At 73.6% G+C, this 19,021-nt stretch carries 15 protein-coding genes and 1 pseudogene; 6 read left to right on the forward strand and 10 right to left on the reverse strand.

The window, feature by feature from the left end:
- Positions 1 to 25 precede the first annotated feature (25 nt).
- Positions 26 to 808, forward strand: coding sequence for an SDR family oxidoreductase (locus IE180_RS23750; RefSeq protein ID WP_190159003.1), 783 nt, complete (start codon positions 26 to 28; stop codon positions 806 to 808).
- A gap of 168 nt (positions 809 to 976) precedes the next feature.
- A pseudogene (locus tag IE180_RS36660) lies at positions 977 to 1,204 on the forward strand (Na+:solute symporter); the annotation flags it as partial.
- Positions 1,205 to 1,274: 70 nt separating this feature from the next.
- Here the strand turns inward: IE180_RS36660 and IE180_RS23755 are convergent.
- The 3 genes from IE180_RS23755 to IE180_RS23765 all read right to left on the reverse strand — a co-directional run bounded on the left by IE180_RS23755 (position 1,275) and on the right by IE180_RS23765 (position 6,398).
- A complete protein-coding gene (locus IE180_RS23755; RefSeq protein WP_190158957.1) occupies positions 1,275 to 2,393 on the reverse strand; it encodes an ADP-ribosylglycohydrolase family protein in 1,119 nt (372 codons plus the stop codon).
- A 509-nt stretch (positions 2,394 to 2,902) separates the two neighbouring features.
- On the reverse strand, positions 2,903 to 5,488 hold the full coding sequence (locus IE180_RS23760; protein ID WP_190158958.1) for a bifunctional FO biosynthesis protein CofGH: 2,586 nt from the start codon (positions 5,486 to 5,488) through the stop codon (positions 2,903 to 2,905).
- A 79-nt stretch (positions 5,489 to 5,567) separates the two neighbouring features.
- Positions 5,568 to 6,398 (reverse strand): LLM class F420-dependent oxidoreductase, encoded by an 831-nt coding sequence (locus IE180_RS23765; RefSeq protein WP_190158959.1) that lies wholly within the window; start codon positions 6,396 to 6,398, stop codon positions 5,568 to 5,570.
- Positions 6,399 to 6,530: 132 nt separating this feature from the next.
- Between IE180_RS23765 and IE180_RS23770 the strand changes: the two genes are divergently transcribed.
- The 4 genes from IE180_RS23770 to IE180_RS23785 all read left to right on the forward strand — a co-directional run bounded on the left by IE180_RS23770 (position 6,531) and on the right by IE180_RS23785 (position 8,787).
- On the forward strand, positions 6,531 to 7,271 hold the full coding sequence (locus IE180_RS23770) for a GNAT family N-acetyltransferase (RefSeq protein WP_190158960.1): 741 nt from the start codon (positions 6,531 to 6,533) through the stop codon (positions 7,269 to 7,271).
- A gap of 174 nt (positions 7,272 to 7,445) precedes the next feature.
- Entirely contained in the window at positions 7,446 to 7,913 is a 468-nt protein-coding gene (locus IE180_RS23775; RefSeq protein WP_190158961.1) for a carboxymuconolactone decarboxylase family protein, read from the forward strand.
- Positions 7,914 to 7,996: 83 nt separating this feature from the next.
- Positions 7,997 to 8,455, forward strand: coding sequence for a carboxymuconolactone decarboxylase family protein (locus IE180_RS23780; RefSeq protein WP_190158962.1), 459 nt, complete (start codon positions 7,997 to 7,999; stop codon positions 8,453 to 8,455).
- Positions 8,456 to 8,568: 113 nt separating this feature from the next.
- Entirely contained in the window at positions 8,569 to 8,787 is a 219-nt protein-coding gene (locus tag IE180_RS23785) for a hypothetical protein (protein WP_190158963.1), read from the forward strand.
- 79 nt (positions 8,788 to 8,866) lie between these two features.
- Here the strand turns inward: IE180_RS23785 and IE180_RS23790 are convergent, their stop codons facing one another.
- The 7 genes from IE180_RS23790 to IE180_RS36665 all read right to left on the reverse strand — a co-directional run bounded on the left by IE180_RS23790 (position 8,867) and on the right by IE180_RS36665 (position 18,845).
- Positions 8,867 to 10,438: an APC family permease gene (locus tag IE180_RS23790; protein WP_190158964.1), complete on the reverse strand. Its 1,572-nt coding sequence runs from the start codon at positions 10,436 to 10,438 to the stop codon at positions 8,867 to 8,869.
- Between the two features lie 237 nt (positions 10,439 to 10,675).
- Entirely contained in the window at positions 10,676 to 12,133 is a 1,458-nt protein-coding gene (locus tag IE180_RS23795; RefSeq protein ID WP_190158965.1) for an aldehyde dehydrogenase family protein, read from the reverse strand.
- Positions 12,130 to 13,857, reverse strand: a complete 1,728-nt coding sequence (locus tag IE180_RS23800) for an N-acyl-D-amino-acid deacylase family protein (protein ID WP_190158966.1) — start codon at positions 13,855 to 13,857, stop codon at positions 12,130 to 12,132. The genes IE180_RS23795 and IE180_RS23800 overlap by 4 nt, the downstream gene beginning before the upstream one ends.
- A gap of 443 nt (positions 13,858 to 14,300) precedes the next feature.
- The gene (locus IE180_RS23805; protein ID WP_190158967.1) at positions 14,301 to 15,425 is read right to left on the reverse strand and encodes an LLM class flavin-dependent oxidoreductase; all 1,125 of its coding nucleotides are present in this window, start codon (positions 15,423 to 15,425) and stop codon (positions 14,301 to 14,303) included.
- A gap of 99 nt (positions 15,426 to 15,524) precedes the next feature.
- Positions 15,525 to 16,286: an SDR family NAD(P)-dependent oxidoreductase gene (locus IE180_RS23810; protein ID WP_190158968.1), complete on the reverse strand. Its 762-nt coding sequence runs from the start codon at positions 16,284 to 16,286 to the stop codon at positions 15,525 to 15,527.
- 28 nt (positions 16,287 to 16,314) lie between these two features.
- Positions 16,315 to 17,232 (reverse strand): TIGR03619 family F420-dependent LLM class oxidoreductase, encoded by a 918-nt coding sequence (locus IE180_RS23815; RefSeq protein WP_190158969.1) that lies wholly within the window; start codon positions 17,230 to 17,232, stop codon positions 16,315 to 16,317.
- A gap of 308 nt (positions 17,233 to 17,540) precedes the next feature.
- Positions 17,541 to 18,845, reverse strand: a complete 1,305-nt coding sequence (locus IE180_RS36665; protein ID WP_229860788.1) for a hypothetical protein — start codon at positions 18,843 to 18,845, stop codon at positions 17,541 to 17,543.
- Positions 18,846 to 19,021 lie beyond the last annotated feature (176 nt).

Below are 19,021 nucleotides of genomic sequence, written 5' to 3' on the forward strand. Positions count from 1 at the left end.
CATGGCCAGGGTCGAGGAGGTCCGGATGCCGCTCCAGGGGAAGACGGTCGTCGTGTCGGGGGTCGGTGCCGGGCTCGGACACCGGATCGCGGAGACGGTGGTGCGGGACGGGGGCAACGCGGTCCTCGGCGCCCGCACCGAGGCCAACCTCGCCAAGTCCGCGACGGAGATCGACCCGGAGGGCCGCAGCACCGCGTACCGGGTCACGGACATCACCGACGAGGAGCAGTGCGAGGCCCTCGCCGCGCTCGCCGTCGAGCGCTTCGGCGGGATCGACGCGGTCGTCCACGTCGCCGCGTGGGACTCCTACTTCGGAGGCCTGGAGGACGCGGACTTCGGGACCTGGCAGGGGGTGCTCGACGTCAACCTGCTCGGCACGCTGCGGATGACCCGGGCCTGCCTGCCCGCCCTGAAGGAGCGCGGCGGTTCGGTGGTGCTGATCGGGACGCAGTCGGCGGTCGCCGCGCCCTCGCAGGTGCGGCAGGCGGCGTACGCGGCCTCGAAGGGGGCGCTGACCTCGGCCATGTACTCGCTCGCGCACGAGCTGGGACCGCACCGGATCCGGGTCAACACCGTGCTGCCGGGCTGGATGTGGGGGCCGCCGGTCCAGGCGTACGTGCAGTTCGCCGCGCACGCCGAGGGAGTGCCGGAGGCCGAGGTGCTCGCCCGCCTCACCGAACGGATGGCGCTGCCCGAGCTCGCGACGGACGGGGACGTGGCGGAGGCGGCGGTCTTCCTCGCCTCGGACCGGGCGCGGGCCATCACGGGGCAGTCGCTGCTGGTCAACGCCGGGGAGCTGATGCGCTGAGCCGCCTCCCCGGCGAGGCGGCGAGGCGGCAGGTTCATGTCCGTGGAAAAGGCCGGTGAAGCGAAAGGTCTTGCTGCCCCTTGGCCCGTCTCCACAGGGCCGGTGCCTCACGGCTCCCCACACCATGGACCGCGTTCACAAGGCGGACCGGGCCTCATGGAGGGCGCGGTGAACCGTCTCGACCGGGCCGTGCTCATCGGCTGCTTCGGCGTCATGGTCGCGATCGGCGTCCGGTCCCACGAACGCGTGGACACCGTCTCCGACCTCATCACCGCCGGCGGCCGGACGCCCTGCCGGCTCTCCGGCACCTCCCGCCCCATGTCGGGCCACAGCGCCGTCGTGTTCACCGGACACGCGGGCATCGCCCGCACCTACGGCGTCACCTCCCACGTCACGGATCGGATCGGGTCGGGTCGGGTCGGGTCGGACGGCGACGCGGTCCCCGCGCAGCAGGGCGCCGGACGGATCAGCCCCTCGGGTAACGGGCCAGCCAGCCCGGGGAGGACTCCGTCGCACCGTGCAGGGCGGCCCCCTGCGTCATCTCCATCGCGAAGTCGTCCGCGAGCTCCAGGACCGTCGGGCGCCCCTCCAGCTCGGCCAGCCAGGCCGGCGGGAGGGCCGTCTCGCCGTGCAGGGCACCGAGCAGCGCTCCCGTGAGCGCGCCCGTCACCGACGAAGGCCCGTCGTGGTTCACCGCGAGCCGCAACCCGTGCCGTACGTCCTCGCCGACCAGGGCGCAGTAGACCGCCGCCGCCAACTGCCCCTCGGCCCGGTCCTCGCCGGCCCCGAGGGCCGTCACCCGGTCCGCGTCCGGCGCCCCCTCCCGTACGGCGGTCAGCGCGGCCCTCAGCGCCTCGGTGACCGGCTCGTGGCCGGGGCGCACCGCGAGCTGCTCCAGGGCACGGGCCACCGCCGCCTCCACCGAGCCGCCGCGCGCGAGGCCGTGGACGGTGACCGCGAAGGCGCCCGCCGCGAGGCCCGCCTCCGGGGCGCCGTGCGTCTGCGCCGCGCACTCCACCGCCAGCTGGCACACGAGCTGCGGCTCCCAGCCGACGAGCAGCCCGAAGGGGGCGGAGCGGGGCAGGGCCCCGGCGTCCCGCGCGTCCGGGTTCTTCGGCCGGTCGAGCGTGCCGAGGACCTCGTCGCCGAGGCCGGTGAGGCAGGCGCGGGGCGGGTTGCGGCGGGCGTAGAGCCACTCCTCACGGGCCAGCCAGCCGTTGTCCTTGCGGCGCTCGTCCGGGCCCCAGTCGCGCTGGGTGGCCGCCCAGCGCAGATGGGCCCGGTGCACGTCGGTGGGCGGGTGCCAGGCGCCCGTGTCCCGGCGGACCTGGGCCCTGATGAGGCCGTCCACGGTGAACAGGGCCATCTGGGTCGCGGCGGTGACGGCGCCGCGGCGGCCGAAGGCGAACGCCGGGTCCGTGAGTCCGTCAGGTCCGTGGGCCTCGCGGAGCCCGGCGAGGGTGTGCCCGTCGGCGGGCGCGCCGAGCGCGTCACCGAGGGCTCCGCCGAGCAGGCAGCCCCTGACGCGGGCCCGGAAGTCCTGCTGTTCGGCGCGGCCCCACACGGCCGCGGCTGTCGTGGCCACGTCGTGCCCTCCCCCCGTCGAGCGGTCTGCGCAGCACTGTAATGGACCGGGTACGCGCGTTCGGGGCCCGGAACGTTATGTGATCGGACGCCCTTCAGGCCCCGTTTGACCGCGTTGCCCGCCCCTCGCGCCCCGCCCCGTTGGGGGCCCGCGCCCCGCCGTTGTGGGCGGTCGTTCCGCTGGGGCGAGGGGGTCCCCCTGCTCGAACGGAGCCGAGAGCTCGGGGGAGGGTGGGCACAACGGACGGCGCCCCTTGCCGGCGCCCGAGGCTCCCGCGCCTGGACCCGCACCGGAACGTGCGCCGCACGACGTGGTGCGGGTCGGGGCCCGGAACGCGGAGGCGCCGCTCAGGGCGCCGTCCCGTGTGCCCACCCGTCCCGCCCAGCGGGACGATTGCCCACACGGGAGGGTGCGGGAGGGGCATCGCCCCGCAGGGCGCGGGCCCCGCGCGAACAGGGGTGCCGCGCGGTCGAGCGTGGGGCTTGTGCGGTGGGGGCTCGGTTCGGGGGCTACTGCTGGGGCAGGACCGGCAGGAGTTTCGGGAGGTGGCCGTCCGAGGACCTCGCCGTGTGGCGGCGTTCCTCCGGCACCTCGCCGTACAGCGTCGTCCGGGGACGGGCCGGCCGCCCCGCCGCCTCCGCGATCGCCTCCAGGTCGCGGATCGAGCGGTACGAGCCGTAACCGGAGCCCGCCATCCGGGAGATGGTCTCCTCCATCAGCGTCCCGCCCAGGTCGTTCGCGCCCGAGCGGAGCATCTCGGCCGCGCCCTCCGCGCCCAGCTTCACCCAGCTGGTCTGGATGTGGGGGATCCAGGGGTGGAGGAGGAGGCGGGCCATGGCCGTCACCGCGCGGTTGTCGCGGACCGTCGGGCCCGGGCGGGCGATGCCCGCCAGGTAGACGGGTGCGTTGGTGTGGATGAAGGGGAGGGTCACGAACTCGGTGAAGCCACCGGTCTCCTGCTGGATGCGGGAGAGCGTGCGGAAGTGGCCGAGCCAGTGCCGGGGCTGGTCGACGTGCCCGTACATCATCGTCGAGCTGGAGCGGATGCCCAGCTCGTGGGCCGTCCTGACGACCTCGATCCACGTCGCCGTCGGCAGCTTGCCCTTCGTCAGCACCCAGCGGACCTCGTCGTCCAGGATCTCCGCCGCCGTGCCGGGGATCGAGTCGAGGCCCGCCTCCTTCGCCGCCGTGAGCCATTCCCGGAGGGAGAGGCCCGTGCGGGAGGCGCCGTTGACGACCTCCATCGGCGAGAAGGCGTGCACGTGCATCCCGGGGACCCGTTCCTTCACCGCGCGCGCGATGTCGAAGTAGGCCGTGCCGGGCAGGTCGGGGTGGATGCCGCCCTGCATGCAGACCTCGACGGCGCCGACGTCCCAGGCCTGCTGGGCGCGGTCCGCGACCTGGTCCAGCGACAGCGTGTACGCGTCGGCGTCGGTGCGCCGCTGGGCGAAGGCGCAGAAACGGCAGCCGGTGTAGCAGACGTTGGTGAAGTTGATGTTGCGGGTGACGATGTACGTGACCTCGTCGCCGACCGCCGAGGCGCGGACGTCGTCCGCGATGCGGGTCAGGGCGTCGAGCGCGGGGCCGTCCGCGTGCAGCAGGGCGAGCGCCTGGGCGTCGGTGAGCCTCGTCGGGTCGTCGGCGGCCGTGCTGAGCGCCTCGCGGACGTCGGCGTCGACGCGCTCGGGGACCATGCCGGGGGCGGCGGCCTCGCGGAGAGCCTCCCAGTCCCCGTACACGTCGTCGAAGTCCTCGCGCCGGTCGGACGTGCGGCCCTCGGTGTCGATGGCGGTGTGCAGGTCCGTGCGGCCGGTGGCGGTGAAGGCCTCGTCGGGCTCCTGCCAGGGCAGGCCGCGGACGGGCGCGTCGGGGTTCGCGAGGCCGGTCTCGGGGTCGGCGAGGGCGCGGACGTGCGGGAGGAGCCGGGGGTCGAGCCAGGGTTCACCGCGCCGCACGAACTCCGGGTACACGCAGAGTCGTTCGCGCAGTTCGAAGCCGGCGGCCCGCGACCGGGCGGCCAGTTCGTCGATCTTCGGCCAGGGGCGCTCGGGGTTGACGTGGTCGATGGTGAGCGGGGAGACGCCGCCCCAGTCGTCGATGCCGGCGGCGATCAGCCGTTCGTACTCCGAGTCGACGAGGTTCGGCGGGGCCTGGAGGCAGGCGGAGGGTCCCATGATGAGCCGGGCGACGGCGACGGTGGCGACGAGGTCGTCGAGTTCGGCGTCCGGCATCCCGCGCATCGCCGTGTCCGGCTTGGCGCGGAAGTTCTGGATGATCAGTTCCTGGATCGAGTGGTACGCGCGCGCGATCCGGCGCAGCGCGAAGAGGGACTCGGCCCGCTCCTCCGGGGTCTCCCCGATGCCGAGCAGCAGCCCCGAGGTGAAGGGGACGGAGGAGCGTCCCGCGTCCTCCAGGACCCGCAGGCGCACGGCCGGTTCCTTGTCGGGGGACCCGTGGTGGGGGCCGCCGGGCTCGGACCAGAGGCGGGTCGCGGTCGTCTCCAGCATCATGCCCATGGAGGGCGCGACGGGCTTGAGGCGCTGGAAGTCGGTCCAGGACAGGACTCCGGGGTTGAGGTGGGGCAGGAGCCCCGTCTCCTCCAGGATGCGGATCGCCATGGCCCGCACGTACGCGACGGTGTCGTCGTACCCGTGGGCGTCGAGCCACTCGCGGGCCTCGGGCCAGCGGTCCTCGGGCTTGTCGCCGAGGGTGATCAGGGCCTCCTTGCAGCCCGCCTCGGCGCCGCGGCGGGCGACGTCGAGGACCTCGTCCGGCGACATGAACATCCCGTGTCCGTCCCGGCGCAGCTTGCCCGGGACGGTGACGAACGTGCAGTAGTGGCACTTGTCCCGGCAGAGCCGGGTGAGCGGTATGAACACGCTCTTCGAGTACGTGACGACCCCCGGCCGTCCGGCCGCCTCCAGACCGGCGTCCCGCACGCGCCCCGCGGACGCCACCAGATCCGCCAGGTCCTCCCCCCGCGCCCGCAGCAGCACGGCGGCCTCGGCGACATCGAGCGCGACCCCGTCCCTGGCCCGCTTCAGGGCGCGGCGCATGGCGTTCTCGGTGGGTCGTCCTGCCTGGTGATCCGTCATGAACCGAGCATACGAGCGCTCCCCGGCACAGCGGTTCGGGTCCCCGCAGGAACCCGAACCGGCCGCTCCCCGGAGAGGCTCAGAGGTAGCGCGCGTACGCGTCCAGGACGGTCAGGACCTCCGACTCGTCGCCCGGCGGGAGTTGGAGGACCACCTCGTCGCAGCCCAGCTCCTCGTAGTGGGCGATCTTGCCGGGGTTCGGGAGGACCGCGTACGGGACGATCCGGAGGGCCTCCGGGGCGCGGCCGGCCTCCTCCCAGGCCTCGCGGAGGACGGGGAGGGACTCCGCCAGGCCCCGGCCGCCGATCGGCATCCAGCCGTCGGCCTGCGCGGCGACCTGCGCGAAGAGCTTCGGGCCCGCCGCGCCGCCCAGGAGGACGCGCGGGGCGCCGCCGGCCGGCTTGGGCCAGGCCTCCGAGGCCCGTACGGAGTCGCCGTGCTCCCCCTCGTACGCGGTCGGTCCGGGTGCCCACAGGGCCCGCATCAGGTCGAGGCGCTCGCGGCCGAGCTCGCGGCGGGTGGGCCAGTCGACGCCGTGGTCGGCGGCCTCCTCCCGGTTCCAGCCGACGCCGACGCCCAGGGTGAACCGGCCCCCGGAGAGGTGGTCGAGGGTGGCGACCTGCTTGGCGAGCACGATCGGGTCGTGCTGGGTGATCAGGGTGATGCCGGTGCCGAGGCCGAGGCGTTCGGTGACGGCCGCGGCCTGTCCCAGGGCCACGAGCGGGTCGAGCGTCCGGGCGTACTCCCGGGGCAGTTCCCCGCCCGCCGGGTAGGGCGTCTCGCGGGAGACGGGGATGTGGGTGTGCTCGGGGAGGTAGAGCCCCGCGAAGCCGCGCCGCTCCAGCTCGCGCGCGAGCCGTACGGGGCCGATGGTCTCGTCGGTCAGGAAGATCGTGGTCGAGATCCGCATAGCGGAACGGTAGGGCGTGGGGCGCGGATTTCCGAGGGGTGCGACGAGCGGCGCGGCGAGGGATCCGGCGGTTCCCTCCGGTCCGTTCGAAAACCGCCTGCGGCTTCCCGCACCGCCCCCTACCGTGTCCGGGTGCTGAACCGAATCGAGACGTACTACGACGCCGTCCCCCGCTCCGCCGCCCGCGCCGAGGACTTCGGGCCGCTGACCCTCTTCGTACGGGAGGGAGGGGGCTGGCCCTACTACGCCCGCCCGGCGCTCGGGCACCGGGGCCAGGTGTCCCCCGGGGCCGTGGAGGAGGTGCGGGCCCGGCAGCGGGAGCTGGGGGTCCCCGAGGCCTTCGAGTGGGTGGCGGAGACGACCCCGGGGCTGCGGGCCGCCGTGGAGGCGACCGGCCTCACTGTGCACGAGCACCCCCTGATGGTCCTGGAGGGCGAGCCCCTCGCCGTGCCGGAGCCCGAGGACGTCACCGTACGGATGGTGGGCGCCGACGACTCCGCCCTGGAGAGCGCCGTCGCCGCCCCGTACGCCGCCTTCGGGGCGGAGCCGCAGCCCGGCAGCACCGCCCAGGTCGCGCAGCGCCTCACGGCGGGCCTGACCCGGCTCGCCGCGGCCCTGGACGCCACCGGGAGCGCCCTCTCGGCCGGCCAGCACCAGCCCGTCGGGGGCGTCTCCGAGGTCGTCGGCGTCGGCACCGTCCCGGCGGCGCGGCGCCGGGGCCTCGGGCTCGCGGTCACGGCCGCGCTCGTCGCGGACGCCCGCGCCCACGGCGCGGAGCTCGTGTTCCTCACGGCCTCGGACGCGGACGTGGCCCGGCTCTACGGCCGGCTCGGCTTCCGCACGGTGGCGACCGCCCTGATCGCGGAGGCCTGATCGCGGGGCCTGATCACGGGGGGGGCTGAGCACGGGGGCCTGATCACGGGGGGCTGAGCACGGGGGCCGAAAAGAATCCCGGAAAAGTTCTCCGGTCGTGTCACATCCTCGGCGCGCGGTCCGTCAGTGCGGTGAAAGCGACGCACGAGCGACGGAGAACGAGGAGTGCTCACCATGGCGCACACGCCCCAGGCCCGCATGACCAACCCCGCCCACGTCCTGGCCGACGCGGGTCCGGCGATCCAGAACCTGATCAAGGCCACCCGTCAGGGCGGGGTCGACGAGTCGATCCTGGAGCTGGTGCACCTGCGGGCCAGCCAGATCAACAACTGCGGCTTCTGCGTCGACTACGGCGCCAAGAGCGCCAGGAAGAACGGCGTCGGCGACGAGAAGCTGTTCGCGGTCGCGGCCTGGCGCGAGGCGCCCTACTTCTCCGACGAGGAGCGCGCGGCCCTCGCCCTCGCCGAGGCCGCGACCCGGCTCGCCGACGTCTCGGACGCGGTGCCGGACGAGGTGTGGGACGCGGCCGCCGACCACTTCGACGAGAAGCAGCTCGCCGCGATCGTGCTGATGGTGGCCGTCACCAACCTGTTCAACCGGCTCAACGTCACCGTCCGGCAGCCGGCGGGCGCGGGGTTCTGACCATCGGCCCGACGCCCTCGCACGGCCGGGGCGCAGCGCCCGGTCCGCTTCCCGACACCCGTACGCATCCCGAGGAGTCCTTCGTGTCCGCACGCATGCCCAACCCCGCCGCCGTCCTGCCCGGGGCCATGCCGGCGATCCTCCAGCTCGTCAAGACCGTCCAGTCGGGCGGCGACGTGCCCGCCACCACCCTCGACCTGGTCCACCTCCGGGCGAGCCAGATCAACGGCTGCGGGTACTGCGTGGTCGGCGGGGCCCTGAAGTCGCGGAAGGAGGGCGAGACGGACGAGCGGCTGCACGCCGTCGCGGCCTGGCGGGAGACCCCGTACTTCACGGAGGAGGAGCGGGCGGCGCTGGCCCTCGCCGAGTACGCGACCCGGCTCGCGGACCGCCCGGACGCCGTGCCGGACGCGGTGTGGGACGAGGCGGCCCGGCACTACGACGAGAAGCAGCTGGCGCAGCTCGTGCTGTGGCTCGGGCTCACCAACCTCTTCAACCGAGTCAACGCGACGACCCGGCAGCCGGCCGGCGCGACCTGGTAGCCGTCGCGAGGGGCGACCGGATGGCCGTCGCGAGGCGCGGCCGGATGGCCGTCGCGAGGGGCGGGGCGGCCCGCGGTCGTAACCGGAGCTGTGTCGTCCGCGTTGGAGCGGGCATGAAGAGGATCCTCACCGCAGCCGCCCTGACCGTCTTCGCCGCCGCCGGTGCCGCCGGCGCGGCCGCCGGGACCGCGGCCGCCGACACCGGCGGCATGAACCTTCCCTCGGTCGTCCCGCTCAGCGGCGTCCTGACCCCCAAGGCGAGGCCGGCCGGCGCACCCGGCCTGCCGCCCGCCAACGCGGCGGTGGAACGCCTGCTGCCCGGCCGCCACTGACCGGTACGGAGAACGCCGAAGGCGGCTGGCCCCCCACGGGCCCGCCGCCTTCGCGTTTCCGGGACGCCCCGGGAGGGCGTCAGTCCTCGACCACCAGCGCCGGGGTCTCCTTGGTGAGGACCTCGCCGCGGAAGAACGCGGGGCTCCTGCGCTGCATGACCAGCATGATCACCACGCCGAGGAGCAGCAGGCCGACGCCGATCACGAAGACCGAGCCGACGCCGAGGACCGAGGAGCCGGAGCCGTAGGCCGGGTCCCACATGTCGTAGAGCGTCTTGCCGAAGACGGCGGTCAGCATCAGGCCGCCGAGGAACGGGATCACGCCCTTGAAGGCGAGGTCGCGGGCGGAGCGGAAGAGCTCGGCGCGGAAGAACCAGACGCAGGCGAAGGCCGTCAGCGCGTAGTAGAAGCAGATCATCAGGCCGAGCGCGTAGATGGTGTCGACCAGGACGTTCTCGCTGACCAGGGTCATCACGGTGTAGAAGACGCCGGTGGCGACGCCGGCCACGATCGTGGCCTTGCCGGGGACCTTGAAGACGGGGTGGACCCGGGCGAAGGACGGCGGCAGCGCCTCGTAGCTGGACATGGCGAGGACCGTGCGGGCGACCGGGATGAAGGTGGTCTGCAGGCTCGCGGCGGCGGAGGCGAGGACGGCCACGAAGAGCGCGATGCCGAGGACGGGGCCCATGACGGGGCCCGCGAGGGCGGCGAAGACGTTGTCGGAGGTCTCCGGGTTGGCGAGGCCGAGGCCCTTGTCGCCGGAGCCGACGACCATCTGGGCGGCGACGCCGGTGGCCAGGTAGGAGCCCACCAGGACGACCATCGAGATGAGCGCGGCGCGGCCCGGGGTCTTGTCGCTGTCGGTGGTCTCCTCGTTGGCCGTGAGGCAGGTGTCCCAGCCCCAGTACATGAAGATCGACAGCGAGAGGCCTGCGGTGAAGGCGGCGAAGGAGCCGACGGAGAAGGGGTTGAGCCAGGACCAGGAGAAGCTCACCCCGGTCGGGAAGTCGACCGAGCCGGCCTTGGAGAAGGCCATGACGACGAAGACCGCGAGGACGGCCAGCTGGAGGCCGACGAGGGTGTACTGCACGCCCTTGGTGGCGGTCATGCCGCGGTAGCTGATCGCGGTCGCGGCGGCGATCAGGGTGAGGCAGGTGAGGATGTGGACGGCCTTGTTGTCGTCCAGGGCGGCGATCGAGGGGTTGCCGCTGATCTCCCCGGCGAGCAGCCAGAAGTACGAGGTCGCGACGCCGGCCAGGTTGGACAGCACGATGATCGTCGCGATGACCAGGCCCCAGCCGCACATCCAGCCGACCTTGGGGCCGAAGGCCTTCACGGTCCAGGTGAAGGAGGTGCCGCAGTCCGGCATGCGCTTGTTGAGCTCGCGGTAGGCGAACGCGACGAGCAGCATCGGCAGGAAGCCCGCGAGGAAGACGGCGGGCATCTGCAGCCCGACCTCGCCGGCGGTGGAGCCGAGCGTGGAGGTCAGGCAGTAGACGGGGGCGACGGTCGAGATGCCGATGACGGCACTGCCGAGGAGGCCCACGGAGTTGCCGCCGAGGCCCTTGGTGCGCACGCCGGGGGTGCCTCCCGGGGCGTCGACGCCCCCTGCCGTGTCTCCGGCCTGCGGCCGCACGTCCACCTGAGTCATGAACTCGACGTTAAATGCTGCGGTTTCCATATCCGGAGGGACTTGCTCCGCTCAAGTGATCGATCATGACCTTGTATTGCGGGGGTCGAATCGGACACTCGCCGATGATTGAAAGATCGACCAACCGAGCGGGCCGGGAAACCGATAGCCCCGACGACGAGTGTCCGATATGCGGGAACCGCAGCTGCGCCCCAAATGTCCGTTTCAAAATTTTCCAAAGAAATTTTCGAGACGGTCCTACCCCGGCCAGACGACCGCCTGGAGCTCGCTGTACGCGTGCAGCGCGTACGAGCCCACGTCCCGCCCGACACCGCTCTTCTTGAAGCCGCCGAACGGCGCCTCCATGTTCCGGCCGATCGTGTTCACCCCCACCCCGCCGGCCCGCAGCCGGGCCGCGACGCGGAACGCGCGGGCCACGTCGCCCGACCACACGTAGTCGATCAGCCCGTAGTCGCTGTCGTTGGCGAGCGCGACCCCCTCCTCCTCGTCGTCGAAGGGGACGACCACGACGACCGGGCCGAAGATCTCCTCCCGCACCACCCGCATCTCGTTGGTGCAGTCGGCCAGCAGCGTCGGGGCCACGTAGAAGCCCTTCGCGAAGTCCGGACGCCCGCCGCCCGCGACGACCCGCGCCCCTTCCTTCCGCCCGAGCTCCACGTACGCCTCGACCCGGTCGCGGTGCGCCGCCGAGATCACCGGGCCGACCACCGTCCCCCTCTCCGCCGGGTCCCCCACCCTCATGAAGGCCAGGTGGCCGGTCAGCCCCTCGATCAGCCGCTCGTAGATCCCGCGCTGGGCCAGCACCCGGGTCGGCGCGGTGCAGATCTGCCCGCTGTAGAAGGCGAAGGTCGTCCCGATCCCCGCCACCGCCGCGTCCAGGTCGGCGTCGTCGAAGACGAGCGCGGCCCCCTTCCCGCCCAGTTCCATCAGCTGCCGCTTGAGCGAGCGGCCGCAGACCTCGCCGATCGCCTGCCCGACGGCCGTGGAGCCGGTGAAGGAGACCATGTCGACGTCCGGGGAGTCGACGGCGGCCTCGCCGACCGCCTGCGCGGAGCCGGTGACGACGTTCACCACGCCCGCCGGGACCCCGGCCTCCTCCAGGGCCCGGGTCATCGCGTACACGGAGAGCGGGTCCTGCGGGGCCGGCTTCACCACGACCGTGTTGCCCATCGCGAGCGCCGGGGCGATCTTGCCGGCCGGGTTGGCCCAGGGGTTGTTGTACGAGGTGATGCAGGTGACCACGCCGACCGGACGCCGCACCGCCACCGCCCCGAAGACGCCCGCCCTCCCCATCGGGCCGGCCTCGTTGATCTGCGGGGGCAGCGCCCGCTCGACCGGTTCCATCGCCCCGCGCGCGTACCGGCGGAACCGGGAGACGCCGACGGCGACCTGCATCCCGCGCGCGGTGCCGGTGGTGGCGCCGGTCTCGGCCCGGGCGAGGAGCGTGTTCTCCTCGGCGTCCCGGGCCATCAGGTCCGCCGCCCGGTCGAGGATCGCCGCCCGCTCCTCCGGCCTCGTGCGGGACCAGGTCGCGAAGGCCTCGCGGGCGGCGGCGGCCGCCTCGTACACCTGCTGCCCGCTCGCCTCCGGGGCGAGCCCGACGACCTCCTCGGAGGCCGGGTCGATCACCTCGTAGTGACCGCCGTCGGGCTCGACCCACTCCCCCCCGATGTAGAGGCGCTCGATCCGGGTCATCGCGTGCTCACCGTCCTCGTGTCACGGCCCGAGCGCAGCACCTTGCCGGGGATCGCGCCGGTCACCCGGTCGTCCCGTACCGTCTCCACGCCGTTGACCCGCACCGACACGATCCCGACCGCCCGCGAGTCGAGGCGCGGGCTGTCCCCCGGCAGGTCGTGCACCAGGGTCGCCGGACCGGCGTCGATCCGCTCCGGGTCGAAGAGGACCAGGTCGGCGTGGAAGCCCTCCGCGATCCGGCCGCGCTCCCGCAGCCCGAAGAGCCGGGCCGGGTCGTCGCTCAGCATCCTCACCGCCCGCTCCAGCGGGACCAGCTTCCGGCCGCGCAGACAGTCCCCGAGGAAGCGGGTCGTGTACGGGGCGCCGCACATCCGGTCCAGGTGCGCGCCCGCGTCCGAGCCGCCGAGCAGCACGTCCTCGTGCTCCCAGGTCTCCCTGCGCAGGGCCCAGGAGGCCGGGTCGTTGTCGCTGGGCATCGGCCACAGCACGGTCCTCAGGTCGTCGTTGGCGCAGATCTCGACGAGGGCCTGGAAGGGGTCCTGGCCGCGCTCGGCCGCGATGTCGCCGACGACGCGCCCGGTGAGGCCCTCGTTCTCCCTGCTGTACGTGTCCCCGATGACGTACCGGCCGAAGTGCGCGAGCCGCCGGAAGACCCCGGCCTCCTTCGAGTCCGCGCGCCGCAGCATCCCGGCGCGCACGTCCGGGTCGCGGAGCTTCGCGATCCGCTCCGGCACGGGAAGGCCGAGGACCTCGCCCCACCCCGGGATGAGGTTGAGCGCGCAGAAGGTGCCGAGGGACATGTTCATGGGGGTGAGGATCGGCATCGTGAGCGCCACGATCCGGCCGCCGGACTTCCGGGCCCGCTCGGAGGCGGTGAGCTGGCGCGGGACGCGCTCCGGGACGGCGGCGTCGACGGTGAGGACGTTCCAGTTGAGGGGCCGCCCGGCGGCGGCGGTCATCTCGACGAACAGCTCGATCTCCTCGTCGGAGAACTGGTCGAGGCACCCGGCGAGGATCGCCTCGATCTGCGTCCCCTCGTGCTCGCCGACGGCCCTCGACAGGGCGATCAGCTCGGCGGGCGCGGCGTACCGGGAGGCGACGGGGGCGCCGTCGCCGTCCGCGTGGGTCGAGGACTGGGTGGTGGAGAGCCCCCAGGCGCCGGCGTCCATCGCCTCCTTGAGCAGACCGACCATCCGGTCCAGCTGCTCGGGCGTCGGCTGCCCGCCGACCGCGTCCGCGCCCATCACGTACCGGCGCAGGGCGCAGTGGCCGACCATGAAGCCGGCGTTGACGGCGATCCGGCCGTCGAGGGCGTCGAGGTACTCGGCGAAGGACGACCAGCTCCAGTCGACGCCCTCCTCCAGGGCCTTGAGGGCCATGCCCTCGACCTTCGACATCATCCGGCGCGTGTAGTCGGCGTCCTCGGGGCGGTCGGGGTGGAGCGGAGCGAGCGTGAACCCGCAGTTGCCGCCGGCGACGGTGGTGACGCCGTGGTTCATGGACGGGGTGGCGTACGGGTCCCAGAAGAGCTGGGCGTCGTAGTGGGTGTGCGGGTCGACGAAGCCGGGGGCGAGGACGAGGCCGGTGGCGTCCTCGGTGGTGTGCGCCGTGGCCCCCTGCTCGGGGAAGACGATCCGGCCGTCACGTATGCCGACGTCGGCGGTGCGGGCGGGGGCGCCGGTGCCGTCCACGACGGTGGCGCCCTTGATCAGATGGTCGAGCATGACGGTCCCTCTCTGTCCGCTGTCCTCTGTCCGTGGACGTGGGTGTCCGGGCCTCCGTCCGTGGACGTGGGTGTCCGGGCCTCCGTCCGTGGACGTGGGTGTCCGGGCCTCCGTCCGTGGACGTGGGTGTCCGGGCCTCCGTCCGTGGACGTGGGTGTGCCCCGGACCGGGGCCGCCGCGGAACGGCCTCCGGCCGGGGCCGGTACGGGGCGGCGGTCCGGGAAGACGCCACCCCGCGCTTCAGCGCCCCACCGCCGCGGGCCCCGCCCGCCGGGGACGGGAGGGGCACCGCCCGTCGGGTGCGGGCTCGCACGGGCGCGGGGCGCACCCCGGTCGGCACGGGTCCCGCGTAGGCGCGGGCCGCGCGAGCGGGGCCGCCCCGGCGGGTGCGGGCCCCTCGTGGGGGGGGCGGCGGTCGAGTCGGTGTGGCCCGCGCCGGGACGTCAGGTGCCCGCCGACCGGCGCATGCGGGTCGTGCGGTGGACCGGGTCCGTGTCGATCTTCGGGATCACGTGCTCCCCGATCAGCTTGATCGAGTTCATCGTGTCCTCGTAGGAGATGCCGATGGGGAGGCCGAAGGACAGCTGGTCGGCGCCCGCCTGCTCCCACCGCTTGCACTGGGCCAGGACCTCGCCCGGGTCGCCGCAGATCATCAGTTCCTCCTGGATGAGGAGTTCGATGATCTCGGCGGAGTACTCGGGCAGCAGCTCCGGCCACTCCGGGATGCCCTCCGGCCGCGGGAAGGTGTCGTGGTAGCGGAAGAGAAGGGACTGGAGGTAGTTCAGTCCGCCGCCCACCGCGATCTCGACCGCCTTCTCGTGCGTCTCCGCGCAGATCGCCGTCGACGTCACCATGACGTTGTCGTTGACGAAGTCGCCGACCGCGCGTGCCTCCTTGATCGCGTTCTTGTAGGACTCGACGACCCACTCCATGTCGGAGACCTTCTGGACGCTGAAGCCGAGGACCCCGAGGCCCATCTTCCCGGCCATGGCGTACGAGGAGGGGGAGCCGGCCGCGTACCACATGGCGGGGTGGGACTTCCCGTACGGCTTGGGGAGGATCTTGCGGGGCGGCAGCGACCAGTGCTTGCCCTGGAAGCCGGCGTACTCGTCCTGGAGCCACATCTTGGGGAACTCGGCGATGGTCTCCTCCCAGATCTCCTTCGTGTGGTTCATGTCGGTGATGCCCGGCATGAACCCGAGGATCTCGTGGGAGCCCGCCCCGCGCCCGGAGCCGAACTCGAACCGTCCGCCGGAGAGGTGGTCGAGCATCGCCACCTTCTCGGCGACCTTGACCGGGTGGTTGACGGGGGCGAGGGGGTTGAAGATGCCGGAGCCGAGGTGGATCCGTTCCGTCGCGTGGGCGAGGTAGCCCAGGTAGACGTCGTTGGCGGAGAGGTGCGAGTACTCCTCCAGGAAGTGGTGCTCGGAGGCCCAGGCGTACTTGAAGCCGGACCTGTCGGCCTGGATGACGTACTCGGTCTCCTCCATGAGGGCCTTGTGCTCGGCTTCGGGATCGGTCTCGGCGCGCTTGCCGACGTATCCCTGTACGAAGATCCCGAATTCCAAGGGGGTTCACCGTCCTCATCATTTCTGACGATGCGTCAGATTCCTTGATGTGCCCGACTCTCGCACCGCGGTGCGGGAGCGTCAATACCTGACGAGCCGTCAGAAAAGGCTGACGCCCGCCAGCCAGCCGCCGTCGATCACGAACGGCTGGCCCGTGATGTACGCCGAGTCCTCCCCGGTCAGGAAGAGCGCCAGGGCCGCCACCTCCTCCGGCCGGCCGATCCGCCCGAGCGGCACGAGCTTGCGGTACAGCTCGGCCGTGGCCGCCGGGTCCACGCCCTCCGGGTTGCTCATGGGGGTGTCGATCGCACCGGGGCAGACGGCGTTCACCCGGATGCCCTTCGCCGCCAGCTCCAGGGCCGCGACCCGGGTGAGCCCCAGGACCGCGTGCTTCGTCGCCGCGTAGGCGCCGACCCCCGCCATGCCGGTCAGCCCCGTGTACGAGGCGGTGTTGACGATCGTCCCGCCGCCGGCCGCCGCGATCTCCGGCGCGACCGCCCGGATGCCCAGGAAGCAGCCGGTCTGGTTGACCGAGACGACCGCCCGGAACTCCTCCAGCGGCGTCGACACCAGCTCGTTGAAGCGGAGGATCCCCGCGTTGTTGACGAGCCCGTCGACCTTCCCGAAGCGCTCCTCGGCCGCAGCCACGGCCGCCGCCCAGTCGCCCTCGCTCGTCACGTCCAGGTGGACGTACGCGGCCCGGTCCTTCCCCAGCTCCTCGGCCAGCGCCTCGCCGGCCTCGTCCAGGACGTCCCCGAGGACCACCTTCGCGCCCTCGGCGGCGAACAGCCGTGCCTCCTGTTCGCCCTGCCCGCGCGCCGCCCCGGTGACGAGGACGACCCTCCCGTCGAGCTTTCCCATGTCCGCACTCCCTACAGGTCCACGAGGCCTACAGATGGGGGGCGACCTCCGCGCCGAAGGCCGCCATCTGGTCGATGAGTTCGGCACGGCTCCGGGAACGGAACCGGACCTGGATCTGGTCCACGCCCATCTCCCCGTACGCGCGCAGGGAGGCGGCGAGCTCCTCCGGCCGGCCGCTCAGGGTCCGCCGGCCGACCTCCCAGCCGGGCGCGCCGACGTACAGCGCCTCGGTGATCGCGCCGACGGTGATCGGCTCCGCGATCCCGGCCTCCGCGCGGAGCCCCAGCAGCTTCCGGATCTGGCCGGCGAGCTTCTCGCGCGGATCGCCCTGCGGCAGCCAGCCGTCGCCCTTGAGCGCGGCCCGGCGCACGGCGGCCGGGGAGGATCCGCCCACCCAGAGCGGGACCCGCTCCTGCGCGGGCCGGGGCAGCTGCCCCAGGTCCTTGAAGGCGAAGCGCTCCCCCGCGTGCTCCGGGTACTCCTCGGGCCCGAGGGCCGCCCGCAGCGCGTCGACCGTCTCGTCGAGCACGGCGCCCCGGCGGGCGAAGTCCACGCCGAGCGCCTCGAACTCCTCCTGGACGTGCCCGGCGCCGACCCCGAGGAGCAGGCGGCCGCCGGAGAGGTGGTCGAGCGTCGCGTACGCCTTGGCCGTGACGAGCGGATGGCGCAGGCCGACGACGGCGACGTGCGAGAGGAGCCGGACGCGCTCGGTGGCCGCGGCGAGGTAGGAGAGCGTGGCCACCGGGTCGTACCAGACGGTGCCCATCGGCCCGGCGAGACGGCGGGGAACGGCGACGTGGTCGCAGCTCGCGAGGTAGTCGAATCCGTGCGCCTCGGCGGCCCGGGCGACGGCGAGCAGGTCCGCCGGACCCGCGGCCGTCTCCCAGGGCTCGGCGTAGAGGGTGCTCTGCGACTGGACCGGCAGCTGCATGCCGTAGACCACCATGGAAAACCCCCTTGAGCCCCGGGCACGCAGCCCTGAACTGACGGACCGTCACTTCATCGAGCAGGCCCATGCTCGTACCTGACGGACCATCAGGCAAGGGGTGGGGGATCCGGGACCCCGCAGGGATCCGGAAGGATCCGGAGCGGGCCGGAGGGATCCGGAGCGGGCCGGAGGGATCCGGAGCGAGCCGCGAAGCGAGCCGGCCGCCCGAACGGCCCGGAACGCGCCCACTCGACCCGAAACACCCCGCTCGGGCAGCGGAGCTGCCCGAGCGGGGTGACGGCCTTCGTCCTCGGAACGCCGGTGGGTCAGGTGCTGTCCGCCGCGCCGGTCGCCCTGGCGTGGCGCACCAGGGCCGATCCGGTCAGGCAGACGATGCCCACGGCGCTCAGGAGCGCCAGCGCCTTCGCCCAGGCGAAGGTGGTGGCGAGACTGGTGCCCAGCAGGTCGCCGCCGCGCGCGCTCGCGACTCCGTGGAGCGCGATGACGACGATGGCGAGGCCCGCGCCGGCGGCCCAGACGATCAGCGTGTCCCGGGCCACGAGCCACACCGCGCACGCAAGGCAGAGCACGGTGACGACCGCGGACACCGCCTCCGCGTCGCCGCCCGAGCGCAGGCCCGCGAGGTCCACCGGCAGGTGGAGGAGGCCGCAGGCGAAGAGCGCGAGCGCCGCGGGCCAGCGCAGGGCCGACCGCAGTGCGGGCGAGGCGGTGTGGCTGCCGGGCCCCGAGGCCAGCGCGCCGTCCAGGCCGGACTTCCGCTCCTTGGCACCCCGGCCGCGCTTCGGGGCGGTGGCGGCCGGTGCCGCTCCCTCGCCCTTCTTCTCCCTGGCGGGTTCGGCCTGCCGCGTCCCGCCGTCCCCGCCCGCGGCGTTCTGCCAGTCGCTGCTGTCGGCGCCGAGGATGCCGACGAGCCGGACCACGTCCTCGACCGGCCGGCCCACCGCCGCGGCGCGCAGCGTGGTCTCGGCCTGGTGGAGGTCGTACCCGGACGCGTTCAGCAGCGCGAGCAGCTGGCGCACCTCGTCCAGCGGACGGGTGACGGCCGCCGCGCGGAGCGCCACGTCCGCGGGACTGGAGAGTTCGCCGGTCTCCTGGAGGCGGGCCACCAGCGCGGCCACCTCCTCCACCGGCCGCTCGGTCGCCGCCGTCCGCAGAAGCGTGTGCACCGCTTCGTCACCGGTCTCGTCGTGGGCGGCCGCCGGCTCGGGAGCGGCGTGCGGCCGCGGGTCGGCCGGGGGTTCGGGGGCTTCCTGGGCGACCTGCGGCTCCGGGCCGGCCGAGGACTCCGGGCCGGCCGAGGCCATCGGGTCGGCCGACGACTCAGGAGCGGCCGGGTCTTCCGGGGTGGCCGGGTCTTCCGGGGTGGTCGAGGACTCCGGGGTGGCCGAGGACTCCGCGGCGGCCTGCGCCTCCGGCTCGGCTGGAGGTTCTGGGCCGACCGGGAACTTCGGATCGGCCGGGAACTTCAGAGCGGCCGGGAACTTCGGAGCGGCCGGGAACCGCAGATCGGCCGGAAGCTCCGGGGCGGCCGGAGACTGCACGGCGGCCGGGGACTCCGCGGCGACCGGGAACTCCGGTCCGGCCGGGGACTCCGGTTCGGCTGGGAGCACCGGCGCCGTCGGGGCCGCCGGGCCGGCCGGAACCGCCGTTCCCACCGGTACGGCGGGGGAAGTGGGCGGTCGATCGGGGTAGGGGGGTGTGCCGAACGCCGGGGACGAGGAGACAAGCGGCTGGCGGGACGGACCCGGGCGAGGCTCTGTGGTCGGTTCTATCTCGTCGTCCGCCG

It is taken from the genome of Streptomyces litmocidini (genome assembly GCF_014649755.1).
GTDB lineage: Bacteria > Actinomycetota > Actinomycetes > Streptomycetales > Streptomycetaceae > Streptomyces > Streptomyces litmocidini.

Coding starts and splice junctions, on each gene's coding strand:
- IE180_RS23750 (WP_190159003.1), top strand. CDS start 26: ATGCCGCTCCAGGGGAAGACGGTCGTCGTGTCGGGGGTCGGTGCCGGG.
- IE180_RS23760 (WP_190158958.1), bottom strand. CDS start 5,488: ATGACGGATCACCAGGCAGGACGACCCACCGAGAACGCCATGCGCCGC.
- IE180_RS23765 (WP_190158959.1), bottom strand. CDS start 6,398: ATGCGGATCTCGACCACGATCTTCCTGACCGACGAGACCATCGGCCCC.
- IE180_RS23775 (WP_190158961.1), top strand. CDS start 7,446: ATGGCGCACACGCCCCAGGCCCGCATGACCAACCCCGCCCACGTCCTG.
- IE180_RS23785 (WP_190158963.1), top strand. CDS start 8,569: ATGAAGAGGATCCTCACCGCAGCCGCCCTGACCGTCTTCGCCGCCGCC.
- IE180_RS23790 (WP_190158964.1), bottom strand. CDS start 10,438: ATGACTCAGGTGGACGTGCGGCCGCAGGCCGGAGACACGGCAGGGGGC.
- IE180_RS23795 (WP_190158965.1), bottom strand. CDS start 12,133: ATGACCCGGATCGAGCGCCTCTACATCGGGGGGGAGTGGGTCGAGCCC.
- IE180_RS23800 (WP_190158966.1), bottom strand. CDS start 13,857: ATGCTCGACCATCTGATCAAGGGCGCCACCGTCGTGGACGGCACCGGC.
- IE180_RS23810 (WP_190158968.1), bottom strand. CDS start 16,286: ATGGGAAAGCTCGACGGGAGGGTCGTCCTCGTCACCGGGGCGGCGCGC.
- IE180_RS23815 (WP_190158969.1), bottom strand. CDS start 17,232: ATGGTGGTCTACGGCATGCAGCTGCCGGTCCAGTCGCAGAGCACCCTC.